Origin of the sequence: Luteipulveratus halotolerans (assembly GCF_001247745.1) — a bacterium.
In the GTDB taxonomy this organism is placed as follows: domain Bacteria; phylum Actinomycetota; class Actinomycetes; order Actinomycetales; family Dermatophilaceae; genus Luteipulveratus; species Luteipulveratus halotolerans.
This window is the reverse complement of sequence record NZ_LAIR01000002.1, coordinates 2657828-2680492: the sequence shown is the minus strand read 5'-3', so window position 1 is coordinate 2680492 and position 22665 is coordinate 2657828. Positions and strand designations below refer to the sequence as shown.

Annotated in this window: 23 protein-coding genes and 1 pseudogene; 15 read left to right on the top strand and 9 right to left on the bottom strand. The window is 70.7% G+C overall.

Features of this window, described 5'->3' with window-relative positions; translation table 11 throughout:
• Positions 1-8 precede the first annotated feature (8 nt).
• Positions 9-701: a potassium channel family protein gene (locus VV01_RS13460; RefSeq protein WP_050670333.1), complete on the top strand. Its 693-nt coding sequence runs from the start codon at positions 9-11 to the stop codon at positions 699-701.
• Between the two features lie 243 nt (positions 702-944).
• Here the strand turns inward: VV01_RS13460 and VV01_RS23910 are convergent, their stop codons facing one another.
• On the bottom strand, positions 945-1463 hold the full coding sequence (locus VV01_RS23910) for a hypothetical protein (RefSeq protein WP_197275223.1): 519 nt from the start codon (positions 1461-1463) through the stop codon (positions 945-947).
• A gap of 18 nt (positions 1464-1481) precedes the next feature.
• Here VV01_RS23910 and prs point away from each other — a divergent pair.
• A pseudogene (gene prs, locus VV01_RS13450) lies at positions 1482-1991 on the top strand (ribose-phosphate diphosphokinase); the annotation flags it as partial.
• A gap of 57 nt (positions 1992-2048) precedes the next feature.
• Here the strand turns inward: prs and VV01_RS13445 are convergent.
• Positions 2049-2948: an NADP-dependent oxidoreductase gene (locus VV01_RS13445; RefSeq protein ID WP_050670331.1), complete on the bottom strand. Its 900-nt coding sequence runs from the start codon at positions 2946-2948 to the stop codon at positions 2049-2051.
• An 82-nt stretch (positions 2949-3030) separates the two neighbouring features.
• Here VV01_RS13445 and VV01_RS13440 point away from each other — a divergent pair, with 82 nt between their 5' ends.
• The 5 genes from VV01_RS13440 (at position 3031) to groL (ending at position 7495) form a co-directional block, all read left to right on the top strand.
• Positions 3031-3465 carry a winged helix-turn-helix transcriptional regulator gene (locus tag VV01_RS13440; RefSeq protein WP_331456447.1) on the top strand — a complete coding sequence of 145 codons (435 nt, stop codon included), beginning with the start codon at positions 3031-3033 and terminating at the stop codon, positions 3463-3465.
• A 33-nt stretch (positions 3466-3498) separates the two neighbouring features.
• Complete coding sequence (locus VV01_RS13435) at positions 3499-4755, top strand: hypothetical protein (RefSeq protein ID WP_050670329.1); 1257 nt, start codon at positions 3499-3501, stop codon at positions 4753-4755.
• Positions 4676-5233: a hypothetical protein gene (locus VV01_RS23905; protein WP_197275041.1), complete on the top strand. Its 558-nt coding sequence runs from the start codon at positions 4676-4678 to the stop codon at positions 5231-5233. Before VV01_RS13435 ends, VV01_RS23905 begins: the two co-directional genes overlap by 80 nt.
• 219 nt (positions 5234-5452) lie before the next feature.
• Complete coding sequence (gene groES, locus VV01_RS13430; protein ID WP_050670328.1) at positions 5453-5746, top strand: co-chaperone GroES; 294 nt, start codon at positions 5453-5455, stop codon at positions 5744-5746.
• Between the two features lie 135 nt (positions 5747-5881).
• Complete coding sequence (gene groL, locus VV01_RS13425; protein WP_050670327.1) at positions 5882-7495, top strand: chaperonin GroEL; 1614 nt, start codon at positions 5882-5884, stop codon at positions 7493-7495.
• Positions 7496-7590: 95 nt separating this feature from the next.
• Here groL and VV01_RS13420 read toward each other — a convergent pair whose 3' ends face one another.
• A complete protein-coding gene (locus VV01_RS13420) occupies positions 7591-7830 on the bottom strand; it encodes an RNA-binding S4 domain-containing protein (protein ID WP_050670326.1) in 240 nt (79 codons plus the stop codon).
• A 245-nt stretch (positions 7831-8075) separates the two neighbouring features.
• On the opposite strand from VV01_RS13420, the gene shbA reads away from it, so the two are divergent.
• The 4 genes from shbA (at position 8076) to VV01_RS13400 (ending at position 12303) form a co-directional block, all read left to right on the top strand.
• Complete coding sequence (gene shbA / locus VV01_RS13415) at positions 8076-8693, top strand: RNA polymerase sigma factor ShbA (protein ID WP_050670325.1); 618 nt, start codon at positions 8076-8078, stop codon at positions 8691-8693.
• Positions 8690-9790, top strand: a complete 1101-nt coding sequence (locus VV01_RS23365) for a hypothetical protein (protein ID WP_157508835.1) — start codon at positions 8690-8692, stop codon at positions 9788-9790. The genes shbA and VV01_RS23365 overlap by 4 nt, the downstream gene beginning before the upstream one ends.
• A 161-nt stretch (positions 9791-9951) precedes the next feature.
• Positions 9952-11493 carry an IMP dehydrogenase gene (gene guaB, locus VV01_RS13405; protein ID WP_082220972.1) on the top strand — a complete coding sequence of 514 codons (1542 nt, stop codon included), beginning with the start codon at positions 9952-9954 and terminating at the stop codon, positions 11491-11493.
• 210 nt (positions 11494-11703) lie between these two features.
• Positions 11704-12303, top strand: coding sequence for a dihydrofolate reductase family protein (locus VV01_RS13400; RefSeq protein ID WP_050671932.1), 600 nt, complete (start codon positions 11704-11706; stop codon positions 12301-12303).
• Positions 12304-12385: 82 nt separating this feature from the next.
• Here the strand turns inward: VV01_RS13400 and VV01_RS13395 are convergent, their stop codons facing one another.
• The 3 genes from VV01_RS13395 to VV01_RS13385 are packed head-to-tail and all read right to left on the bottom strand — an operon-like array spanning position 12386 to position 14024.
• Complete coding sequence (locus VV01_RS13395; RefSeq protein WP_050670323.1) at positions 12386-12799, bottom strand: VOC family protein; 414 nt, start codon at positions 12797-12799, stop codon at positions 12386-12388.
• Between the two features lie 48 nt (positions 12800-12847).
• Positions 12848-13276 (bottom strand): helix-turn-helix domain-containing protein, encoded by a 429-nt coding sequence (locus tag VV01_RS13390; RefSeq protein WP_050670322.1) that lies wholly within the window; start codon positions 13274-13276, stop codon positions 12848-12850.
• Positions 13277-13325: 49 nt separating this feature from the next.
• Positions 13326-14024, bottom strand: a complete 699-nt coding sequence (locus VV01_RS13385; protein ID WP_050670321.1) for a GntR family transcriptional regulator — start codon at positions 14022-14024, stop codon at positions 13326-13328.
• 182 nt (positions 14025-14206) lie between these two features.
• Between VV01_RS13385 and VV01_RS13380 the strand changes: the two genes are divergently transcribed.
• Genes VV01_RS13380 through VV01_RS13365 form a run of 4 tightly spaced genes read left to right on the top strand, consistent with a single transcriptional unit; the run spans position 14207 to position 17704 of the window.
• Positions 14207-15445 (top strand): NRAMP family divalent metal transporter, encoded by a 1239-nt coding sequence (locus VV01_RS13380; protein WP_050671931.1) that lies wholly within the window; start codon positions 14207-14209, stop codon positions 15443-15445.
• Between the two features lie 8 nt (positions 15446-15453).
• Positions 15454-16224 carry a LamB/YcsF family protein gene (locus VV01_RS13375; protein WP_050671930.1) on the top strand — a complete coding sequence of 257 codons (771 nt, stop codon included), beginning with the start codon at positions 15454-15456 and terminating at the stop codon, positions 16222-16224.
• Positions 16221-16835 (top strand): 5-oxoprolinase subunit B family protein, encoded by a 615-nt coding sequence (locus VV01_RS13370; protein WP_050670320.1) that lies wholly within the window; start codon positions 16221-16223, stop codon positions 16833-16835. Before VV01_RS13375 ends, VV01_RS13370 begins: the two co-directional genes overlap by 4 nt.
• Positions 16832-17704 (top strand): 5-oxoprolinase subunit C family protein, encoded by an 873-nt coding sequence (locus VV01_RS13365; protein WP_050670319.1) that lies wholly within the window; start codon positions 16832-16834, stop codon positions 17702-17704. Before VV01_RS13370 ends, VV01_RS13365 begins: the two co-directional genes overlap by 4 nt.
• Positions 17705-17819: 115 nt before the next feature.
• Here VV01_RS13365 and VV01_RS13360 read toward each other — a convergent pair whose 3' ends face one another.
• The 3 genes from VV01_RS13360 to VV01_RS13350 form a co-directional block, all read right to left on the bottom strand.
• Complete coding sequence (locus VV01_RS13360; RefSeq protein WP_050670318.1) at positions 17820-18431, bottom strand: DUF2867 domain-containing protein; 612 nt, start codon at positions 18429-18431, stop codon at positions 17820-17822.
• A complete protein-coding gene (locus VV01_RS13355) occupies positions 18428-19063 on the bottom strand; it encodes a DUF2867 domain-containing protein (protein ID WP_050670317.1) in 636 nt (211 codons plus the stop codon). Before VV01_RS13355 ends, VV01_RS13360 begins: the two co-directional genes overlap by 4 nt.
• 165 nt (positions 19064-19228) lie before the next feature.
• On the bottom strand, positions 19229-22657 hold the full coding sequence (locus VV01_RS13350; RefSeq protein WP_050670316.1) for an error-prone DNA polymerase: 3429 nt from the start codon (positions 22655-22657) through the stop codon (positions 19229-19231).
• Between the last annotated feature and the right edge of the window lie 8 nt (positions 22658-22665).

Here is a 22665-nt window from a genome sequence, read left to right as displayed (position 1 = left end):
GACGTTCGATGGGATTCCGCAAGGCGCCTGCGCCGACCGAGCGCGCGGTGCTGGTCGTCGGGCTGGGCCGGTTCGGCACCGCGACCGCACGCAGCCTGGTCGAGCAGGGCTGGGACGTCGTGGCGGTCGACGAGGACCCCGAGCTCGTCCAGAAGTGGGCCGACGACCTGACCCACACGGCCGTCGTCGACTCCACCGACGAGGAGGCCCTGCGCCAGCTGGGCGTCGCCGAGATCAGCCGCGGCATCGTCGCGATCGGCACCGACGTCGAGGCGAGCGTGCTCACGGTCGTCAACCTGGTCGACCTCGGCGTCCAGGTCATCTGGGCCAAGGCCATCACCAAGCAGCACGGCAAGATCCTCGAACGCATCGGCGCCCACCACGTCGTCTACCCCGAGTCGGCGATGGGGGAGCGGGTCGCCCACATGGTCGGCGGCGCGCTGTCGGACTACATCGAGTTCGACGACGGGTTCGCGATCGCCCGTACGACGGCGCCGTCGTGGGCGTGGGACCAGACGCTCGCCGAGGTCGCGCTGCGGACGAAGTTCGACGTCACCGTCGTGGGCGTCAAGAAGCTGCACGAGGACTTCACCTACGCCCGGCCAGAGACGCTCATCCAGCGCGGGCACGAGCTGGTGGTCTGCGGCTCGACGGCCAAGGTCGAGCAGTTCAGCCGGGCCGCCACTCGCAGCAAGGTCTGACCCGCCGCCGACCTGCGGCAGCCAACTGCTGTCGAAAGGTGTGTCATGACACCCCCTTTCGACACCGCTGATCCGCCAGTACGACCGAGGGTGTCTGACACTCCCATCGGCTTCGGCGCGACCGATCATCAGTCTGAGAACTGCCCACTGGGCGCGGTTCTCAGCGGCGACCGGTGGCTGCGACCTGAGAACTGCCCGCTCGGTGCAGTTCTCGGCGCGGCCGTGCGGCCAGGCAGCCGCCGATCAGGCCCACCGCAGACAGCACGACGGCGGCCGCGATCGACGACACGCGCGCGGCCGGGCTGTCGTGCGCGGAGGCTTGCCACCACCCGGTGCCCCGGCCGGTACGACGAGGCGGGCCACGTAGCCCCACCGCCTGGCCGAGCGAGCGGCCGCGCCGACGAGGCCGAGCGGTCCGCCGGTCGCCGCCGCGATCACGAACCACGACGCGTTGGCGCCGAACGAGCCGGTCGGCAGGATGCCGGTGACCTCACCCAGCGAGTAGTGCACGATCAGCGCGCCCGAGCCGGCCAGCAGCCCGGCGGCCGCAGCCGGCACAGGCCGACGCAGCAGCCACCCGGCCAGCACCGAGATCCCGGCCCACGCGGTGCCGGAGTTGAGCACGAGGCTCAGCGTCCGGCGTACACCGAAGAAGATCTGGTCGTCGGCGTCGGTCGTGATGTTCGACAGCAGCGAGCCGATGCCGAGCGCGAGCACCGACACCAGAACCCATCGCCAGGCCCGCGCCTGTTCCCCCGTCATGGAGCGTCACCTCATCAGCGTGACCTCACCGACACGGTCGTGGTCTCACCGGACCTCGGCAACGCCAAGACCGCCACGCAGTTCGCCCGCCTGCTGGGGCTGCCCGTCGCCGCCGGCAGCAAGCAGCGCAAGGCCGACGACAAGGTCGTCATCGACGCGATCGTCGGTGACGTGGCCGGCAAGCGGGCCATCGTGCTCGACGACGCGATCGCCACGGGCGGCTCGGTCGTCGAGCTGATGGAACGGCTCAAGGAGTTCGGGTGCACCGAGGCGGCGGTGGCCTGTACGCACGGGTTGTTCGCCGGGCCGGCCGTCGAGCGGTTGAGCAGTCACCCGATGATCAGCGAGGTCGTCACGACCGACACCGTCCCGGCGCCGGACTGGCCCGATCTGCAGGTGCGTTCGGTCGCAGACCTGTTCGCGCAGGCCATCGCACGCATCCACGCCGGCGAGTCGGTGAGCAGCCTGTTCGACGGGGTCGACCCCACCCACGCGCCACCGCCCCAGGCCAAGCTGCCGCTCGGCTGACGGTCGCGTACGGGTGTAGGAGCGCACGTCCCGACACCCGTACGCGACCGTGCGAGATCACGGCACCAGCACGTACCGCCCCCGTACGCCACCCGCTGCGACCTTGTCGTGCACGGCTGCGAGCTGGTCGAGCGGTACGACGGCGTGCACGCGCGTGGGCAGCTCGCCTGCCGCGGTCCACGCCAGCAGCGTGGCCAGCGCCTCGCCGTCGGCCTGCACGTCGACCGCCTCGGTGGTGATGCCGCGCTCCGGCTCGGGGACGGCGGGTGGGAGCACACCGACGTAGTGGCCGTCGTCGCGGACGGCTGCGACCGCGTCGCCCGCCAGCGCCGCGGTGTCGAGCGCGGCGTCGAACGGTGCGGTCCCGTCCAGTGCGGTCACGTGCGTCGCACCCGCTGCGGTCACGGTGGCCTCGTCCGTCGGGCGAGCCAGGCCGGTGACCGTCCAGCCGCGTGCGGCGGCCAGGCGGACGGCGTACTCACCGACCGCACCTGCGGCTCCGGTCACGAGGAGCGTGCGGCCGTCGGGGTCGCCGAGCAGGTCGAGCGCCTGCTGGGCCGTGAGCGTGTTGAGCGGCACGGTCGCCGCGTCGGTGGGGGAGAGCCCGGCCGGGAGCGCAGCCGCGGCGTGGGCCGGGACGACCACCTCGTCGGCGTACGGGCCGAGGGCCTTGTCGACACCCGCGGACAGGGCGGCGACGCGGTCGCCGACGGCGAACCCGGTGACGGTGGACCCGACGGCGGACACCTCGCCGGCGACGTCCCAGCCGAGGCCGGTGTGCTCGGGCTGGTCGATCCAGCCGAGCTCGTGGAACACGCCCTGTGCGGTGCCGACGTCGACCGGATTGACGGTGGCGCCGAGGACACGGACACGGATCTCGTCGGGGCCGGGCTCGGGGACGGGCGTCTCGATGATCTCCACCGGGGTTCCGGGTCGGCGGACGACGGCTGCGCGCATGGGATGGACCTCCTGCTCGGGTTGCTGGTTACGCGCACCACTATCGGTGATCTACTCTCTGCTGGTAAGTAGGCACCTCCAAGTGCGTAAGTCTCTCGAAGGGCACGTGATGGCGACCAAGACCGCAGCCCGCAGACGGGCCGAGGCCAAGATGGAGTACGACGTGTTCCTGGCTCAGTGCAAGAGCCGCCAGCTGCTCGACCGGCTGTCCGACAAGTGGGTCACGCTCGTGCTGTGCACGCTGGGCGACAGCGGTGAGTCGATGCGCTACTCCCAGATCGCCCGGCACATCGCCGGCGTCAGCCAGAAGATGCTGACGCAGACGCTGCGCTCGCTGGAGCGCGACGGGCTCGTCACGCGCACCGTGACCCCGACCGTCCCCGTCACGGTCGACTACGCCGTCACCGACCTCGGTCGTTCGCTGCTCGTCGTCGTCGCCCAGATGAAGCAGTGGGCCGAGACCCACATGGACGACGTGCAGGTCCACCGCGACGACTACGACCGGCGTACGGCCTAGGAACCGCCCCGAGCGGTGCGGCGTCGCAGGCCCATGACCGACGTGCCCGACGACCTCACCGCGATCCGCCCTCGCCGGCGGGCGGTTCGGTGGGTGGCGCTGCTCGCGGTGGTCGCGGCGCTCGTCGCCGGCATCACCTACGCCGTCGTCGAGAAGGGCCGTGTCGGCGTCGGGAAGGTCGAGCAGGGCTACCGCATCTGGGGCGGAAGCAGCAGCAGCACCGACGTCCAGCTCAAGACGCCGTCGGGTTCGGTCACCGCGGCCGTCGAGGTCGGCGACACCATCACTCCTGACGACTACGACGACGATCGCGGCGACCTCAGGGCGCCTCGCGGCGGGCACTTCGTCTCGGTCCAGTGGGCGATGCCGCGGCCCACCACGTACGAGCAGCCCGGCGAGCCGCCGGTGCCGGACGAGCCCGCCCGCCTGGCGCTGCGTACGCACGGGCGCACGTACGTGCTCGACGACCGGCTCGTGCCGCACCCGTCGGGTGATGACGACGACGACCGCTCGGCGGTGGTGGCGGTCGAGGGCGATGTCGACGACCTGGAGATCGTGCTGCACTACGACGGCCGGGGCCAGAGCGTGCACGCCTGGTCCGGCCGCCGCGTCCTGGGCGACTTCGCCGGGCTTTATCGCACGGAGACCCGCGAGGTCTACGCCCGCGCGACCGGATCGGTCCGGGCTTCGGAGCACAGTGGTTTCGACTGGTACGGGTCGGCGAGTCGCGGGCTGGTCACGCGCACGCCGTACGCCGCCGGACTCGGCTGGGCGCCCCACGGTCAGGAGTGGGTGCTCGTGCGAGGCGCTCACGCGGCGCTGCTGAGCGGCTCGTACGACGTGAGCTGGACGTCCGGTCCGAATGCCACCGAGTCCACCTACTACAAGGCCGGCACCGTGCGGGGCTCGCTCACGGTCAACGGCAGCGGGCCCGTACGCACCCTGGCCCCTCCCGACGGGAGCGCGCCCACCGGGACTCACCGGTTTGCGCCCGGGACGGTGGCGTTCAAGGCGCCGTACGGCGACGCGCTCGATGTGCGCGTCCGGGCGACGGTCCCGCTGACGGTCCAGGACGCCGTTCATCTGGCCCGGCGCCACGGCTGCGCAGCGCACCGAGGTCCCGAGCGAGGTCGCGGTCGTGGTCGGCGGCCACCGCTACGTCGTCGCACCGCGCGTGTACCCCAGCAGCAACGGCGGCTCGGCGCGGGCCGTGATCCTCGCGCCCGACGAGGCCGGGGTCGAGGTGCACACGACGTCCGCTGGGCGGGAGGACATCGCCCGCGGCCGTGACTACTCCTCCCACTCCGCATCGCCCCCGGAGAGCACGACCCCGCACACGACGACAGGATTCGTCCCCGTCTTCCAGGCAGAGCGCGCGCCGTGGGTCGCGGGGCTGGGCTGGGCGCCCGCAGGCAAGGACTGGCTGGTGGTCAGGGACGCCCGGGCCCACACATCCCGGTTCTCCGTGCCCTCCATCAGCGCCGCAGGCGGCGAGGACGTGCAGGCCAGGGCGGCAGGCCCGGGCCGGCTCGACCTCACCGTCAGCGACGTCGGCGCACCGTCGCGGACCGTGGGAACGGCGGCGGTGTCGGCGAGCTCGGTGACTCGTCCGACGGCGGCGTACGTCATCGACAGCGACGCGTCACCGACCATCTCCCTGACCTACACGCAACGACTGGTGGCCGACCCGACCGACAAGGACGCTGCCGCCGTGACCGCACCGGTCACGGCCATGGACAGCTTCTCCCGGACAGTTCCGCCGACCTGAGCAGCGCGACCCGCAGAGAGCACTTCTGGCACTCGAGTTGACCGAGTGCCAGCGTCGACTTAGATTCGGACCTGGCACTCGCCTGGGGCAAGTGCCAGCCACGGTACGAGCGTCGACCCCCGCGACGGCGGCGCCCGCGACCGGTCGGCACGACCCAGGCGGCACGCATCCATCCCTGCCCGTCTGGGCAGGCCTTTCACGCACAAGGAAGGTCACACCGTGTCGGTGAACATCAAGCCGCTCGAGGACCGCATCGTCGTCAAGTCGGTCGAGGCCGAGCAGACGACCGCATCCGGTCTGGTCATCCCGGACACCGCCAAGGAGAAGCCCCAGGAGGGCGAGGTCCTGGCCATCGGTCCGGGTCGTATCGACGACAACGGCCAGCGCGTTCCGCTCGACGTCAAGGTCGGCGACAAGGTCATCTACAGCAAGTACGGCGGCACCGAGGTCAAGTACTCCGGCGAGGAGCTGCTCATCCTCTCGGCCCGCGACGTGCTCGCGGTCATCGGCTGATCGACCGCCTCCGAGCGGTCGGCTGACGCCGATCTCCTTCAGTACGACGGTCGCCCCGGTCCCGCCTGCACCCAGGCCGGGAGGCCGGGGCGTCCGTCGTACACCCCCTGAGAGACCACTCCGAAAGGAAGCCACATGGCTAAGCAGCTGGAGTTCGACGACTCCGCGCGCAAGTCGCTGGAGCGGGGCGTCGACGCCCTCGCCAACGCGGTCAAGGTGACGCTCGGCCCCAAGGGCCGCAACGTCGTCATCGACAAGAAGTGGGGCGCCCCCACGATCACCAACGACGGTGTCACCATCGCTCGCGAGGTCGAGCTGGACGACCCGTACGAGAACCTCGGCGCGCAGCTCGCCAAGGAGGTCGCGACCAAGACCAACGACGTCGCCGGTGACGGTACGACGACCGCGACCGTCCTCGCCCAGGCCCTGGTCAAGGAGGGCCTGCGCAACGTCGCCGCGGGCGCCGGTCCGGCCGCGCTCAAGCGCGGTATCGACCAGGCGGTCGAGGCCATCAACGAGCGTCTCGTGAGCAACGCGCGCGAGGTCGAGGGCAAGGACGAGATCGCGCAGGTCGCGACTCTGTCCGCGCAGGACTCCACCATCGGCGGCCTGATCGCCGAGGCGTTCGACAAGGTCGGCAAGGACGGCGTCATCACCGTCGAGGAGTCCTCGACGACGGCGACCGAGCTGGAGTTCACCGAGGGCATGCAGTTCGACAAGGGCTACCTGTCGCAGTACTTCGTGACCGACGCCGAGCGCATGGAGACCGTCCTCGAGGACGCCTACATCCTCATCAACCAGGGCAAGATCTCCGCGATCGCCGACGTGCTGCCGCTGCTGGAGAAGGTCGTCCAGACCGGCAAGCCGCTGCTGATCATCGCCGAGGACGTCGAGGGCGAGGCCCTGTCGACGCTGGTCGTCAACAAGATGCGCGGTGCGTTCAACGTCGCCGCGGTCAAGGCTCCCGGCTTCGGCGACCGTCGCAAGGCGATGCTGCAGGACATCGCGATCCTGACCGGCGGCCAGGTCATCGCCGAGGAGGTCGGCCTCAAGCTCGACCAGGCCGACCTGGACGTGCTGGGCCAGGCCCGCCGCGTCGTCCTCACCAAGGACACGACCACCATCATCGACGGCTCCGGTGACGGCGCCGACGTCGACGGTCGCGTCAAGGAGCTCAAGGCCGAGATCGAGCGCACCGACTCCGACTGGGACCGCGAGAAGCTCCAGGAGCGCCTCGCCAAGCTCGCCGGCGGCGTCTGCGTGATCAAGGTCGGTGCCCACACCGAGGTCGAGCTCAAGGAGAAGAAGCACCGCATCGAGGACGCCATCTCGGCGACCCGTGCGGCCATCGAGGAGGGCATCGTCGCCGGCGGTGGCTCGGCCCTGGTGCACGCCTCGGCCGCGCTGCAGAACCTCGCGCTCGAGGGCGACGAGGCCACCGGTGCCACGCTGGTCGGCACCGCGGTCGTCGAGCCGCTGCGCTGGATCGCCGAGAACGCCGGCCTCGAGGGCTACGTCGCGGTGTCCAAGGTCAAGGAGCTGGAGGCCGGCAGCGGTCTCAACGCCGCCACCGGTGAGTACGGCGACCTGATCAAGGCCGGCGTCATCGACCCGGTCAAGGTCACCCGCTCGGCGCTCATCAACGCCGCGTCGATCGCGTCGATGGTGCTCACCACCGACACGCTCGTCGTCGACAAGCCCGAGGAGGAGGAGCCGGCGGCCGCCGCCGGTCACGGCCACGGTCACTGATCGTCGCCCGCCTCACGGACGAGGGCCGGGTCCGCAGCACGCGGACCCGGCCCTTCGTCGTACCCGGTGAGAGGTGGTTCAGCGGGGTTGAGGCGTCAACTTTCTGTTCCGGCGTGAACGACGGTGAGGACGACTCCCGGGAGCTCCACCCGGGAGCCCGGTGCGACCTGGTGGGCGCGGCGGGTCTCGACCTCGCCATCGACGCTCACACGCCCGGTCTGGATGAGCTCTCGCGCCTCGGCGCCGTCCTCGACGACCCCGGACAGCTTGAGCAGCTGGCCGAGCCGGATGGCGTCGTCGTGAATGGGGACCTCGATGACCGGTTCGGACGTCATGGCCGCATCGTCCCACCGAACCGCTTGCCGATCGACCGGGCGTCCGTCACTGTGGTGCACCGGGCCGCCTGGACCCGGTACGACGCAGGCGTTTTGACGCCACCGTGGGAGGTCTGCCTACGGTGGCCCGCGGTCGCGATGGCCATGGAGAAGATCTGATCGGAGGCCTGGTGCGTTCGGGGAGCACAGGAGCAGGAGAGCTGACCACGGCTGAGGAGCCGTGGCGCGCATCCGCCGACTCCGACATGTCCAGTCGCGTAACGCTTTATCAGTCCCAGGCGATAGACGGACAGATCGCTCAGGTTCCGCTGGGTGATCTCGCGGCCGCTGCCCGTGAGGGCGACCAGGCTGCGACCGATCAGCTCATGGGGGCCGTTCACCAGCTCGCGGTGCGTTATGCCCGCGCCCGTCTGGGAGCGTTCGCCGGAGCAGCAGATGCCGCCCAGGACGCGGCCCAGGAGGTGTGCGTGGCCGTGCTGACAGCACTCCCTCGTTATGCCGACCGTGGGGTCCCGTTCGAGGCCTTCGTCTATCGCATCGCCTCCCACAAGGTCGCCGACGTGCAGCGCGGAGTCATGCGCCGCCCCGTGCCGACCGAGGAGGTCCCCGACAGTGTCGACGGCTCTGTCGGGCCCGAGGAGCACGTCCTGCGCAACGACCAGGCCGCTCAGGTCTGGTCCCTCATGGACAAGCTCTCACCGCAGCACCGTGAGATCCTCACGCTGCGCATCGCGGTGGGCATGTCCGCAGAGGAGACCGCTCAGGCGCTCGGAATGACGGCCGGTGCCGTGCGTGTGGCACAGCACCGGGCCCTCGGACGGCTGCGAGACATGGTCAAGGCCGGCGCCGAGGGACTTTCATGACGCCACCTTCCATCGACCGTATTCGCAAGGACGACCAGCTGCTCGACTCGCTCGGCGGGCGCAGCGGAGCCGGTGACGGCACCGACGTCGCCGGCATGCTGCAGGCGTGGGTCGACGAGATCGACCGAGAGCCGCAGGCCGCGTCCACTCACAGCGCCCGGCTGCGTCGCCGTCTGCTGCAGACGGGTGCCGCAGCCGGTGTCGCGTTCGCCGGTCTGTCCCTGTCGTCGGTCGCTGCAGCGGTGACCGGTGCCCAGGTGCCCGTGCTGCACCAGCTCGGCACGATGGGCGGCATCTTCGGCGGCACCACCTCGGCGACGCCGGGTCCCGGTGGGGCCCTGGACTCCTCCAGCTCCGACGAGCACACCCACGTCTCGGGTGACGACAGCGCCGCCAGCACGACGGTGCCGTCCTTCTCCGCCACGGGTACGCACTCCGCGACGTCGGGTACGGGCGCGGCCTCTCTGCCGCCGACCCTCCCGCAGACCTCGGCGCGCGAGACCACGTCGGAGCGTCGCGCGCAGCCGCAGCCGGTGCCGCATGACACCCCGGCGCCGCCGTCGCGTCCGTCGAGCGCGTCCACACGCAGGACCAGCTCCAGCACGAGCGCCCAGGACTCGTCCACGTCGTCCAGCACGCCGTCGACCACGCGTCCGAGCGGTACGACCACGGCCCCGTCGACGACCACGACGCCGCCTCCGTTCCCGACGCCGTCGACCACGGCTCCGTCCGGCACGACGACACCGAGCCCGTCGAGCAGTCGCTGGAAGCTCCCGACGCTGCCGCCGATCAGTGGGTTCACCCCGCAGCAGGCGCCGGAGTCGGCCGACGGTGCCGCCGAGGCGTCGCCGCGTACGCAGTCGGGCACGTCCTCCTCGACCACCGCGCCGAGCAGCACGTCGTCGCAGAGCCCGACCTCGACGGCGGCTCGACCCGGGGCGAGCGGCACGGCGCCGGGCCATGAGCAGTCCGACGGGTCGTCCTCGGCAGGCACGACCTCGTCCGGCAGCAGCACGCCCGCGCCGTCGCAGAGCGGCGCGACCGACGGCTCGTCCGCGACGCCGTCCGGCTCGACCGCGAGCAGCGACAAGCCCTGACGCGGCGTCGGTCGTGAGCAGAGCGGTCTCGGCCGCACGCACGCACCCGGCCAGACGCGCACGGCGCTGCCCGAGGTGCTCTCGGCCGCCAGCGTCGCCGCTCGCTGAGCGCTCGCCGGACCGTGGTCCGGAGCGCTCCCCGCGGCGCCTACAATTGGGCAATGGCCACCTCGCCCGACCCGTCGCCCATGACCGAGCAGCCTTCGATCCCAGCGCATTTCGGTCAGCTGGGACTCACTTACGACGACGTCCTCCTGCTTCCGGGAGAGACCGACGTGATCCCCAGTGAGGTCGACACCACGACCCGCCTCACACGCGAGCTGTCGCTGCGCGTGCCGCTGGTCTCGGCGGCCATGGACACGGTCACCGAGTCGCGGATGGCGATCGCGATGGCGCGTCAGGGCGGCATCGGCGTCCTGCACCGCAACCTGTCGATCGAGGACCAGGCCGAGCAGGTCGACCTCGTCAAGCGCACCCAGACCGGCATCATCTCCAACCCCGTCACGATCGGCCCCGACGCGACGCTCGAGGACCTCGACGAGACCTGCGGCCGCTACCGCGTGTCGGGTCTGCCGGTGGTGGACGTCGACAACCACCTGATCGGCATCTGCACCAACCGCGACCTGCGCTTCACGCCCGTGGCCGAGTGGGCGACCACCAAGGTCAGCGAGGTCATGAGCACGATGCCCCTGATCACCGGGCACGAGGGCATCAGCCGCGACGAAGCCACCGCTCTGCTGCGTCAGCACAAGCGGGAGCGGCTGCCGCTGGTCGACGACGACGGTCGCCTGGTCGGCCTCATCACCGTCAAGGACTTCGTCAAGTCCGAGCAGTTCCCCGATGCGTCCAAGGACGCCGACGGCCGCCTGCTCGTCGCCGGCGCGATCGGATACTTCGGCGACGCCTGGGAGCGCGCGACCACGCTGGTCGAGGCCGGCGTCGACGTGCTCGTGCCCGACGTCGCCAACGGCCATGCACGCCTCATGCTCGACATGATCCGCAAGCTGAAGTCCGACCCGGCCACCCGGCACGTGCAGATCATCGGCGGCAACGTCGCGACCCGGGCCGGCGCGCAGGCCCTCGTCGACGCGGGCGTCGACGCGGTCAAGGTCGGTGTCGGCCCCGGCTCGATCTGCACCACGCGTGTCGTCGCGGGCGTGGGCGTCCCGCAGGTGACGGCCATCTACGAGGCCGCGCAGGCCTGCCGGCCGGCCGGCGTACCCGTCATCGGTGACGGCGGTCTGCAGCACTCCGGTGACATCGCCAAGGCGCTCGTCGCCGGCGCGGACACCGTCATGATCGGCTCGCTCCTCGCCGGGTGCGAGGAGTCGCCCGGTGAGCTGATGCTGGTCAACGGCAAGCAGTTCAAGATCTACCGCGGTATGGGCTCGATGGGCGCGATGGCCTCGCGCGGCAAGAAGTCCTTCTCCAAGGACCGCTACTTCCAGGCCGACGTGGCCAGCGACGACGAGCTCGTGCCCGAGGGCATCGAGGGCCGGGTGCCCTACCGCGGTCCGCTCGGCACGGTGGTCCACCAGCTCGTCGGCGGACTGCACCAGTCGATGTTCTACACCGGTGCGCGCACGGTGCCCGAGCTGAAGGAGCGCGCTCAGTTCGTGCGCATCACGACGGCCGGGCTCAAGGAGTCCCACCCGCACGACATCCAGGGCATCGTCGAGGCGCCCAACTACGCCGGCCGCTGAGCCGCCGCTGACACCAGGCACGCCGCCGGTCTCCCTCGGGGAGGCCGGCGGCGTCGTCGTACCGCCGGCTCCCAGGCGAGATGTGACTTCCAGAGTGCGCACAGCAGCCCGTGAAGTCACATTTCGCATGGTATTCAACCAAGTAGTTGACGACCGCGAGCGGGGCGCGTAGCGTCCGACTCAACCTCTTGGTTGAGAAAGGTGATCGCGATGAGCACGGTGATCCTGCAGGCGGTCTGCTCGGTGGACGGCTTCATCGCCGATGACCAGGACGACGTCGGGGCGATGTTCGCGTGGTACGAGAACGGCGACGTCGACGCGCCGCTGTTCGGGGGCGATCAGCCGCTGCGCATCTCGCGGGCGTCCGCCGACCATCTGCTGCCGATGTGGGACCGGATGCGGGTGCAGGTCATCGGGCGCCACCTGTTCGACATCACCGGCGGCTGGGGCGGCAAGCCACCGACCGACGGAGGTCGGGTCATCGTGGTCAGCCACCACCCGGAGCCGACGGACTGGCGGGCCGAGCACCCCGATGCGCCGTACGAGTTCGCGACCGATGTCGAGACGGCGCTCACGCGGGCGAAGGCGCTGGCCGGGGACGACCTGGTCTGCGTCTGTGCGGGCGACGTCGGCGGCCAGGCGTTCGCGGCCGGACTGGTCGACGAGGTCGAGATGGACGTCGCGCCGGTCGTGCTCGGCTCGGGCAAGCGGTTCTTCGGTGCGTACGCCGGGGGAGAGCGACTCCTGGACGACCCGACGGTCGTCCAGGGCGAGCGGGTCACCCATCTGCACTACCGCGTACGCCGATAGCGCCCACTGACAAGGCGAAATGTGACTTCACGAGTGCGCACAGCAGCCCTTGAAGTCACATTTCGCCTGGGGGGTGAGGGTTTCAGCCCTCGTTGAGCTGGCCGATGCGGATGTTGTTGCCGAACGGGTCGCGGATGCCGAAGTCGGTGCCGTACGGCTGCTCCATCGGCTCCTGCGTGATCTCGACGCCCTTGTCCTTGAGCTCGGCGAACGTCGCGTGCACGTCGTCGGTCGTGAACGCGAGCCACCCGCCGCTCGCGCCCTTGGTGACCATCTCGCGGATCTGCTCGGCGGTGGCGTCGTCCCACCCGGGCGGGCCGGGCTTCTCCAGGAAGATCTCGTGCGAGTCGCCGGGCACCCGCACGCTGAGCCAGCGCATCGGGCCGAAGTCCATGTCGGCCGACACCTCCAGGCCGAGCACGTCGACGTAGAACGCCTTGGCCTCGTCCTGGTCGAGGACGAAGATCTGGGACAGGTTGTTGCGGCCGAGCTTCATGGCGTACTCCTTGAGTCCGAGTTCCGTTGCTGTTCAACGGGACTGACGTTATTCGCCCGATCGGCCGCGGGCTTCTCCGAAACTGCTCGGCCGGTTCCACCGCATCGCGAACATCGTCGGCGCGACATGGGGCAGGCCGCGGGTGCGGACGCGGTACGCCGTCGGCGACTCACCGACGATCGCCGTGAAGGTGCGGCTGAACGTCCCGAGGCTGGCGAACCCGACCGCCATGCAGATGTCGGTGACCGGGGTGTCGCGGTGCTGCAGCAGGAACATGGCCCGCTCGACGCGCCGCCGCTGCAGATAGCGGTACGGCGGCTCGCCGAACACGCGCTTGAACTCGCGGATGAAGTGCGCGTCGGACATGTACGCGACCCGTGCGAGCGCGGCGACGTCGAGCGGCTCGGCGAACGTGCGGTCCATGAGGTCGCGGGCGCGCAGCAGGCGCCGGTTGATGTCCTCCTGCTCGCGGCTCACGCCGCTCAGGTTAGGACGTCGCGGACCGAGCCGGTCGTCGTACGAGCGGTCAGGCCATCGCGTCGAGCAGCTGCTGCTCGGCGCGGTCGAGGTACGCCGACAGCTCGTCGACCGCGTCGTCGTAGCGGCCGGCGTCGAGCAGGTCCAGCAGGGCGCGGTTCTCGACGAGGTAGGGCTGGTGGAACGCGTGCGGGTCGTTCATCACGTGGAAGACCAGGCGCAGCTCGGCGAGCAGGTGCTGCATGGACTCGTCGATGCGGGCGCTGCGGGCGAGCGCCCCGATGGCCTGGTGGAAGTGCATGTTGGCGGTGCCGACCGCGGGCCAGTCCTGTGCCTCGCCGGCCTGCTCGCCGTCGGCGACCGCAGCGCGCACGGCGGTGAGGTCGACGCCGTCGGCCGCGGCGGCGTACCGCAGCGCACCGCACTCCAGCATCCGACGGAGCTGGTAGAGGTCGCGGATGTCGTCGCTGGTGAGCGACCGCACGAACACGCCCCGGTTGAACTGGTGCTCCAGCAGGCGTTCGTGGGTGAGCAGGCGGAACGCCTCGCGCAGGGTGTTGCGCGAGACGCCGAGCGCCTCGCCGATCTCCTCCTCGGACAGGCGGGTGCCGGGGGAGAGCAGGCCCTCGATGACGCGGCTGCGCAGGACGTCGGCGACCCGCGCCGCCGTGCTGGACCGACCGATGCTGCTGCGGTCGTCGGCGAGCGTGCTGATCCACGGCGCGGACTGCGTGGGCGAGGGGGGCATGCGTCTCCTGGGCCGACTCGACGTGGCGTGGGTCACGACGATCTTAACGACGATTCGTGGATCGACATATTGCAGGATTGTTCAACAACCAGTACGGTCACGTGACCGGCGCCACACTGGAGACGCAGCAGCGCCCAGCCCGCACACCCCGTTCCGGCGCCCCGACCCCGGGAGACCGAGTCATGGCACACCCCACCACCGAACCGCCCAGCACCGAACCGGACGAGCTGAGCTCCGCCTCGGGCAAGGGCGCCCTGCTCGGCGCGATGTTCCTGATGGCCACGAGCGCGATCGGGCCGGGCTTCATCGCCCAGACCACCGAGTTCACGGCCGAGCTCGGTGCGGCGTTCGCGTTCGCGATCCTGCTGTCGGTGCTCGTCGACATCGCCGTGCAGCTCAACGTGTGGCGGGTCATCGGCGTCAGCGGGATGCGCGCTCAGGACCTCGCCAACCGGGTCGTGCCGGGGTTCGGGTACGTCCTCGCCGGGCTCGTGGTGTTCGGCGGGCTGGTGTTCAACATCGGCAACATCGGCGGCACCGGGCTCGGCGTCAACGCGATGATCGGGGCGGACGCGCGCGTCGGCGGCGCGATCTCGGCGCTGGTCGCGATCGCGATCTTCCTCAGCAAGCGAGCGGGCGTCGCGATGGACCGCATCGTCGTCGTGCTCGGCGCGCTGATGATCGTGATGATCGCGGTGGCCGCGGTGACCACCGACCCGCCGTACGGCGACGCGCTGAAGCAGACGGTCGCCCCCGACACGGTGGACGTCCTGATCATCACGACGCTGATCGGCGGCACGGTCGGCGGCTACATCACGTACGCCGGCGCCCACCGGCTGATCGACTCCGGCATCAAGGGGCCGGGTCAGGTCGCCCAGATCAGCCGCGGCTCGGTGATCGGCATCCTGGTGACCGCCGTGATGCGCGGTCTGCTGTTCCTGGCCGTGCTCGGTGTGGTCGCCGGCGGGACGAAGCTGGTCAGTGACAACAAGCCCGCCGAGGCGTTCCAGCACGCTCTCGGCGACGCCGGCCTGCACCTGTTCGGCGTCATCCTGTGGGCGGCCAGCATCACCAGCGTGATCGGCGCGTCGTACACCTCGGTGTCGTTCCTCACGACGTTCAGCGCGGGGCTGTCCAAGCACCGCAACGCGGTGGTCGTCGCGTTCATCGCGATCTCGGGGCTGGTCTACGTCGCGCTCGGCAAGTCGCCGTCGACGCTGCTCATCCTGGCCGGCGCGCTGAACGGGCTGATCCTGCCGTTCGGCCTCGGCATCCTGGTGTGGGTGGCGCTGTGGCGCCGTGACCTGCTCGGTGGCTACGCCTACCCGAAGTGGCTGGCGCTGATCGGTGTCGCAGCATGGGCGCTGACCGTCTATCTCGGCTGGGAGTCGCTCAGCGGCATCGCCGACCTGTGGAAGTGAGCAGCGCCATGACCCGCATCGATCTCAACGCCGACCTCGGCGAGAGCTTCGGCCAGTGGACCCTCGGCGACGACCGCGCGCTGCTCGACGTCGTCACCAGCGCCAACGTCGCATGCGGCTTCCACGCCGGCGACCCGACCGTGCTGCGGCAGGCGTGCGACTGGGCGGCCGAGCGAGGCGTGGCGATCGGGGCGCAGGTCGGCTATCGCGACCTGCCCGGGTTCGGCCGCCGGTTCATCGACGTCGCACCGGCCGAGCTGACCAACGACGTCCTCTACCAGATCGGCGCGCTCGAGGCGTTCGCCCGCAACGCCGGCACCCACGTGCGCTACGTCAAACCGCACGGCGCGCTCTACAACGCGATCGTCCATCACGAGGAGCAGGCCGCAGCCGTCGTCGACGCCGTACGCCGGTACGACGCGTCGCTGCCCGTGCTCGGTCTCCCGGGCTCGGCGTGGCTGCGGCTGGCGGGGGTGGCCGGACTGACCGTCGTACAGGAGGCGTTCGCCGACCGTGCGTACACCCCGGAGGGCACGCTGGTGTCGCGCCGTGAGGCGGGCGCGGTGCTGCACGACGCCGACGAGATCGCCGAGCGGTGCGTCGCGATCGCGCAGACCGGTCGGGTGACGGCCGTCGACGGCTCGTCGGTCGCCGCACCGGCCGCCTCGTTGTGCGTGCACGGCGACACCGCCGGCGCGGTCGAGGTGGCGCGCCGCGTCAGGGCGGCGCTCGACGCGGCGGGCGTCGAGGTGCGAGCGTTCGCCGAGGAGACACCGTGAGGTTGCTGCCTTGTGGCGACGCAGGCCTGCTCGTCGAGCTCGCCGACCGCGACGAGGTGCTCGCGCTGTTCGCCGGGCTCGACCGAGAGCGGCCCGATGGTGTGATCGACCTCGTGCCGGCCGCTCGTACGCTGCTGGTCACCTTCGCGTCCGACGTCACCGACCTCGGCCGCGTCGCGACGGCCGTGCGCTCGGTCGAGCTGCGTGGTGGTGACCGCGGCGACGCCGAAAAGCTCGACGTACCAGTGGTTTACGACGGAGCTGACCTCGCGGACGTCGCATCTCTCACCGGCCTGAGCGAGCGCGAGGTCGTCGCCGCGCACACCGGTCAGGAGTGGACCGTGGCGTTCTGCGGGTTCGCTCCTGGATTCGGCTACCTCGTCGGTGAGGACGACCGGTTGCACGTGCCTCGACGCACCGACCCGCGTACGAAGGTCCCGACCGGATCCGTAGCACTGGCAGGCGAGTTCAGCGGTGTCTATCCGCGCGAGTCGCCGGGTGGCTGGCAGCTGATCGGCCGCACCGACCTGGTCTCGTGGGACCTGCACCGCGAGCCGCCCGCGCTGCTGTCGCCCGGCGTACGCGTCCGGTTCGTGGAGGTCGCGCGATGAGCATCGAGATCGTGCGTACGGGCGCGCTCGCCACCGTGCAGGACCTCGGCCGGCCGGGCCTGGCCGGTCTCGGTGTCGGGGTCAGCGGTGCCGCCGACCGCGGCAGCCTCCGGCTCGCCAACCGGCTCGTCGGCAACGACCCGGGTGCGGCAGCGATCGAGGTGACGTTCGGCGGGCTGGCGTTCCGTGCGGTCGATGACCTGGTCATCGCCATGACCGGCGCGCCCTGCCCGGCGACGGCCGGCGGGTTCGGGATCGGGCCGAACGCTCCCGTACGCGTGCCTGCCGGTGCGCAGGTCGAGCTCGGCGTGCCGCCCGTCGGCCTGCGGACCTACGTCGCCGTACGCGGCGGCCTCGCCGTCGAGCCCGTGCTGGGCTCACGGGCGACCGACACGATGTCGGGCATCGGTCCTGCGGTGCTCGCGCCCGGGGCCGTGCTGCCCGTCGGCGCTCCGACCGGACCCGTGCCGGGTGTCGACGTCGCCCCCGTGCGCACGATGCCGGCCGACGAGATCGAGGTGCGGGTACTCGCCGGTCCGCGGGCCGACTGGTTCGCCGGAGACGCCGTCGCGAGGCTGGGCTCGTCGGCGTACGAGGTGACGGCCGACAGCAACCGGGTCGGGATGCGCCTGTCCGGGCCGGTGCTCGAACGCGCCCGTGACGGCGAGCTGCCCAGTGAGGGCATGGTGCGTGGGGCGCTGCAGGTGCCGCCGACCGGTCAGCCGACGCTGTTCCTCGCCGACCATCCCGTCACCGGTGGCTACCCGGTCATCGGAGTGGTCGTCGGTGATGACGTCGACCGCACAGCCCAGGCGCGGCCGGGCCAGCACCTGCGCTTCCGGGTCATGTCGGGCGTCGGCCCGCAGTAGCACGGGTCGATCGTGGTCGCTGCTCGCGGTGGGTCACACCGAGTGGCGCTGCTCGCGGTGGGTCACACCGGGAGTGCCGGTCAGCCGAGCCGGCCAACCCGGCTGACCGGCGGTCTCAGGCGGTCTGCTCTTTGAGGCGGCGCCAGTCGGCCGCGATGCGGCGCATCATGGCCGGGTAGACCAGGTAGTAGCGGAACGGCTTGATCGCCGCCATGTAGAGCGCGCCCATGCGGCCGTTCGGCTTGACGTAGACCGCCATCTGCCCGTGGTAGCCGCCGTCCGGCGTACGCACCCATCCGGTGTGCCCGATCAGGTGCATCGTCTTGTTGGCATACTCGTCGACCGACTCGTCATCGGTGAGGTAGACCGGTTCGAACGGTGCGTTCGGCGGGTTCGGACCGCGCGGCCCCTCGCGCAGGTCCTGTGGCAGCCGATCGCGCAACGAGGTGACGCGGTGCCCGATGCCGTCCTCGTCGCCGTCCCAGCCGAGCATCGCGCCGAGCTTCCATCTGATGCCCAGCATGATGCGTTCGACGAAGCCGGGGTTGTCGTAGGCGTCCGCCTTCTCGAGCAGCTGCAGCAGCAACGGGAAGTCGCCAGGGCCGCCCGGAGTCGGCAGCGACCAGACGTCCTCGAGCTCGAAGTCGGTCGTGAGCTCATGGATACGCCAGGGCTGCTCGGTGTGGGCGGACTTCGGCAGGCGTACGCCGAGGGTTGCGTTGGTCATGCGGCTGCTCCGATCTGCTCGGCCTTCAGGCGGCGCCAGTCGCCGGCCATGCTGCGCATCAGCGCCGGGTAGACCAGGTAGTACCGGAACGGTTTGATCGCCTTCATGTAGAGGCTGCCGAACCGTCCGTTGGGCTTGACGAGCATGGCCATCTGGCCGCGGTAGCCGCCGTCCGGCGTACGCACCCAGCTGATGTGACCGACCAGATGCACGGTCTTGTTGGCGTACTCGTCGGCGAACTCGGTGTCGGTGAGGTACAGCGGCTGGAAGAGGCCGTTCTTGCTCTCGTGACCGCGCGGGCCGTCGCGCAGGTCCTGCGGCAGCCGGTCGCGCATCGACGGGACGCGCTGCCCGACGCCGTCCGCGTCGCCGTCCCAGCCGAGCAGCGCGCCGAGCCGCCAGCGCAGGTTCATCATGGTGCGCACGACGAGGCTCGGGTGGTTGTACGCGTCAGCGCCGGAGTTCATCTGCAGCAGCAGGGGGAAGTCGTCCGGGCCACCCGGAGTCGGCAGCGACCAGACGTCTTCCAGCTCGAAGTCGGGCGTGAGCTCGTGGATGCGCCAGGGCTGCTCTCGGTGGGCGGCCTTCGGCAGTCGGGTTCCGGTCCGTACGTCAGCGGTTGCGGTGCTCATGCGAGTCACTGTCCGGCGGTGTCGGGTGCCTGCACATCGCGCGGGCGAGCGGCCGTCGTACGCCGACGTCCCCCGTCCGAGGGAGCCAGACGACGCTCCTCGGCGCAGACGACGCGCACATGTCAGCGTCGTCTGCGCCGATGAGCGTCGTCTGTGAGCGCGGCGTCAGCGGAAGTCGCGCGAACGCATCTGTACCGTGAGCGGCAGGTGCTCGATGCGGTCGGCGAGCAGGTTGACGACGCCCTCCTCGGAGCGTTCGACGATGCCGCGGATCACCATCGCCTTCGAGGTGCGGGCGATCCGTCGGTAGCGGTGCCAGACCCCTTTGCTGACAACGACATTCAGGATGCCGGTTTCGTCCTCGAGGTTGACGAACGTGATGCCGCTCGCCGTCGCCGGACGCTGCCGGTGGGTGACGACACCGCCCACCTCGAACCGGCGCCCCGACTCGGCCGACATCGTCGCCTCGATGCTCAGCACCCCACGAGCCGTGAGCAGGTCGCGACAGTGGCGCATCGGGTGGTCCTCGGGACTGATGCCGGTCGACTGCAGGTCCTGCACGAGGGTCTCGCCGGGTGTCATGAGCGGCAGCAGCGGCGGTTGGTACGCGACCGGCACGTCGAGCTGACCCGGTCGGGCGGCCGCGGCCTCACCCGACTGCCACAGGGCGTTGCGGCGTGAGCCGGCGAGGCCGTCGAGCGCGCCTGACATCGACAACGCCTCGAGCTGTTCGGTGTCGAGCTCGGCCCGGCGCGCGAGGTCGGCCAGGTCGGTGAACTCGCCGTCGCGCTCGCGGGCGGCCACGATGCGCTCGGCCGTGCGCTCACCGAGCCTGCTGATGTCGGCCAGGCCCAGGCGTACGGCGTACGGCTCGTCGCGCCGGTGAGCGGCGGTGTCGTCGGGTGCGCTCGGGTCGAACGGCGGGATGTCGTCCTCGACCCGGTCGAGCAGGCAGTCGTCGCGACCGCTGGGCTCGGGCACCGTGTCAGGGGTGAGCAGCTCGAGGTCGGCGTGCACGCCGGACAGGGAGAGGTCGGGCGGGCGTACGACGACACCGTGCCGGCGCGCGTCGCCCACCAACGTCTGCCCCGAGTAGAACCCCATCGGCTGCGACCGCAGCAGCGCCGCGAGGAACGCCGCGGGGTAGTGCAGCTTGAGCCACGAGCTGGCGTAGACGAGCACGGCGAAGCTGAGGGCGTGCGACTCGGCGAAGCCGAAGTTGGCGAACGCCTCGATGCGGTGGTAGATCTCGTCGGCCAGCCGGCCCTCGATGCCGTTGGAAGCCATTCCGGCGTAGAGCTTTTCGCGCAGCGCGTCGATCTTCTCGACGCCGCGCTTGGACCCCATCGCGCGGCGCAGGGCGTCGGCGTCGGCGGGTGAGAAGTTGCCGACCACGACCGCCATCTGCATCAGCTGCTCCTGGAACAGCGGCACCCCCTTGGTGCGACGCAGGACGGGCTCGAGCAGCGGGTGCGGATAGGTGATGGGCTCCTCGCCGGTGCGCCGGCGGATGTACGGGTGCACCGCCCCTCCCTGGATCGGGCCGGGGCGGATGAGCGCGATCTCGATGGTGAGGTCGTAGAAGCTGCGCGGCTTCAACCGGGGGAGCGTGCCCATCTGAGCGCGGCTCTCGACCTGGAACACCCCGATCGAGTCGGCCCGGTCGAGCATGTCGTAGACGCCGGGCTCGGCCTTGGGGATCGTCTCGATGCGCCACTTCTCACCCAGGTGCACCGCGATCATGTCGAACGTGTGCTGCAGCGCCTGCAGCATGCCGAGCCCGAGCAGGTCGAACTTGACCAGGCCCATCCAGGCGCAGTCGTCCTTGTCCCACTGCAGGACGGTGCGGTCCTCCATGCGCGCGTGCTCGATGGGGCAGACCTCGCCGACGGGCCGCTCGGTGAGCACCATGCCGCCGGAGTGGATGCCGAGGTGGCGAGGAAAGCTCAGCACCTGCGATGCGAGTCCGATGACGTCCGAAGGGATCTCGTGGTCCTGGCTGCTGACGTCGGCACCCCAGCGCTCGACCTGCTTGGTGTACGCGTCCTGCTGGCCCTGGCTGTGACCGAGCGCCTTGGCCATGTCGCGGACGGCGTTCTTGGGACGGTAGGTGATGACGTTGGCGACCTGGGCGGCCTGGCGCCGGCCGTACTTCGCGTAGACGTACTGGATGACCTCCTCGCGGCGGCCGGAGTCGAAGTCGACGTCGATGTCGGGGGCCTCCTCACGCAGCTCGGACAGGAAGCGCTCGAACGGCAGGCCGTAGTGGATCGAGTCGATGACGGTGATGCCGAGGATGTAGCAGACGACGGACGCAGCCGCGGATCCTCTCCCCTGGTACAGGATTCCGTGCTCGCGGGCGAACGTCACGATGTCGTGGACGATGAGGAAGTAGCCCGGGAAGTCCTTCTCCTCGATGACCCTCAGCTCGCGCTCGATGCGCTCCCACGCGGCGGTGTTGTCGCGCGGGTAGAACTCCGGGCCGCGGGTCTCGACGAGCTCGCGCAGCCAGCTCATCGGCGTACGGCCGTCGGGCAGGTCGACCTTGGGCAGGCGCGGTGAGGCCGAGCGCAACGGGAAGCCGCAGTCCTGGGCGACGTCGACGGTGAGCTCGACCGCTCCCGGAAAACGTGCGAACCGGCGTGCCATCTCGGCGCCGCTGCGCACGTGAGCCTGTGAGGAGGCGGGCAGCCAGCCGTCGAGGTCTTCGAGGCTGCGGCGTGCTCGTACGGCCGAAACCGCTGTGGCCAAAGGGAATCGGTCGGGTGTGGCGTAGTGGACGGTGTTGGTGGCGACGACGGGGACGCCGGCCAGCTGAGCCACCTGGGCGAGCTGGTCGTTGCGGTGGCTGTCGCGCGGGTCGCCGTGGTCGGTGAGCTCGACGAGCACGCGGTCGGCGCCGAAGGCGTCCTTGAGCTGCTCGACCTCGCGGACGGCTGCCTCGACGCCGCGGTCGGCGAGGGCCTGGCGTACGGCGCCCTTGCGGCACCCCGTGAGCACCGTCCACTGACCGGCCGCCTCGTCGGAGAGGCGGGCGAGGTCGTAGACCGGGCGGCCCTTCTCGGCGCCGTCGGCGAGATGAGCCTCGGTGAGCGCACGCGCGAGGCGGCGGTAGCCCTCCTGCTGTCGGGCGATCACGACGAGGTGGCTGCCCTCGGGGTCGGCGTTGCCGTTCTGCGGGCCGCTCAGCCCGAGGGACAGCTCGGCGCCGAAGCAGGTGCTGATCCGCGGCGGGCCGTCGGTCGGGTTGTAGGCCTCGGCCGCCTCGGCGAAGCGCACCACGCCGTAGAGCCCGTCGTGATCGGTGAGCGCCATGCCCTGCAAGCCCTGCCGGACGCCCTCGGTCATGAGGTCCTCGGGGGAGGACGCGCCGTCGAGAAAGCTGTAGTGCGAGTGGGCGTGCAGCTCGGCGTACGGCACATGTGGTCGGCCGTCGTCGCGAATCTGCTTGGGGCGGAACGGCATGCGCTTGCGCGACCAGCCCGGCCCGTCGCCGCCGTCAGCGGGGTAGGCCGACCAGCTCGCCGGTCGTACGCCGTCGGACAGCGCCTTCTCGAGCTGCGACCACGGGATCGGTGGGTTGTCCCACCCCATCGCTAGCT

What these genes read in the sequence shown, in the direction of transcription:
- VV01_RS13460 (WP_050670333.1), top strand. Translation starts at nt 9, where the DNA reads ATGGGATTCCGCAAGGCGCCTGCGCCGACCGAGCGCGCGGTGCTGGTC.
- VV01_RS23910 (WP_197275223.1), bottom strand. Translation starts at nt 1,463, where the DNA reads ATGACGGGGGAACAGGCGCGGGCCTGGCGATGGGTTCTGGTGTCGGTG.
- VV01_RS13445 (WP_050670331.1), bottom strand. Translation starts at nt 2,948, where the DNA reads ATGCGCGCAGCCGTCGTCCGCCGACCCGGAACCCCGGTGGAGATCATC.
- VV01_RS13435 (WP_050670329.1), top strand. Translation starts at nt 3,499, where the DNA reads ATGACCGACGTGCCCGACGACCTCACCGCGATCCGCCCTCGCCGGCGG.
- groL (WP_050670327.1), top strand. Translation starts at nt 5,882, where the DNA reads ATGGCTAAGCAGCTGGAGTTCGACGACTCCGCGCGCAAGTCGCTGGAG.
- VV01_RS13420 (WP_050670326.1), bottom strand. Translation starts at nt 7,830, where the DNA reads ATGACGTCCGAACCGGTCATCGAGGTCCCCATTCACGACGACGCCATC.
- shbA (WP_050670325.1), top strand. Translation starts at nt 8,076, where the DNA reads ATGTCCAGTCGCGTAACGCTTTATCAGTCCCAGGCGATAGACGGACAG.
- VV01_RS23365 (WP_157508835.1), top strand. Translation starts at nt 8,690, where the DNA reads ATGACGCCACCTTCCATCGACCGTATTCGCAAGGACGACCAGCTGCTC.
- guaB (WP_082220972.1), top strand. Translation starts at nt 9,952, where the DNA reads ATGGCCACCTCGCCCGACCCGTCGCCCATGACCGAGCAGCCTTCGATC.
- VV01_RS13400 (WP_050671932.1), top strand. Translation starts at nt 11,704, where the DNA reads ATGAGCACGGTGATCCTGCAGGCGGTCTGCTCGGTGGACGGCTTCATC.
- VV01_RS13395 (WP_050670323.1), bottom strand. Translation starts at nt 12,799, where the DNA reads ATGAAGCTCGGCCGCAACAACCTGTCCCAGATCTTCGTCCTCGACCAG.
- VV01_RS13385 (WP_050670321.1), bottom strand. Translation starts at nt 14,024, where the DNA reads ATGCCCCCCTCGCCCACGCAGTCCGCGCCGTGGATCAGCACGCTCGCC.
- VV01_RS13380 (WP_050671931.1), top strand. Translation starts at nt 14,207, where the DNA reads ATGGCACACCCCACCACCGAACCGCCCAGCACCGAACCGGACGAGCTG.
- VV01_RS13375 (WP_050671930.1), top strand. Translation starts at nt 15,454, where the DNA reads ATGACCCGCATCGATCTCAACGCCGACCTCGGCGAGAGCTTCGGCCAG.
- VV01_RS13365 (WP_050670319.1), top strand. Translation starts at nt 16,832, where the DNA reads ATGAGCATCGAGATCGTGCGTACGGGCGCGCTCGCCACCGTGCAGGAC.
- VV01_RS13360 (WP_050670318.1), bottom strand. Translation starts at nt 18,431, where the DNA reads ATGACCAACGCAACCCTCGGCGTACGCCTGCCGAAGTCCGCCCACACC.
- VV01_RS13355 (WP_050670317.1), bottom strand. Translation starts at nt 19,063, where the DNA reads ATGAGCACCGCAACCGCTGACGTACGGACCGGAACCCGACTGCCGAAG.
- VV01_RS13350 (WP_050670316.1), bottom strand. Translation starts at nt 22,657, where the DNA reads ATGGGGTGGGACAACCCACCGATCCCGTGGTCGCAGCTCGAGAAGGCG.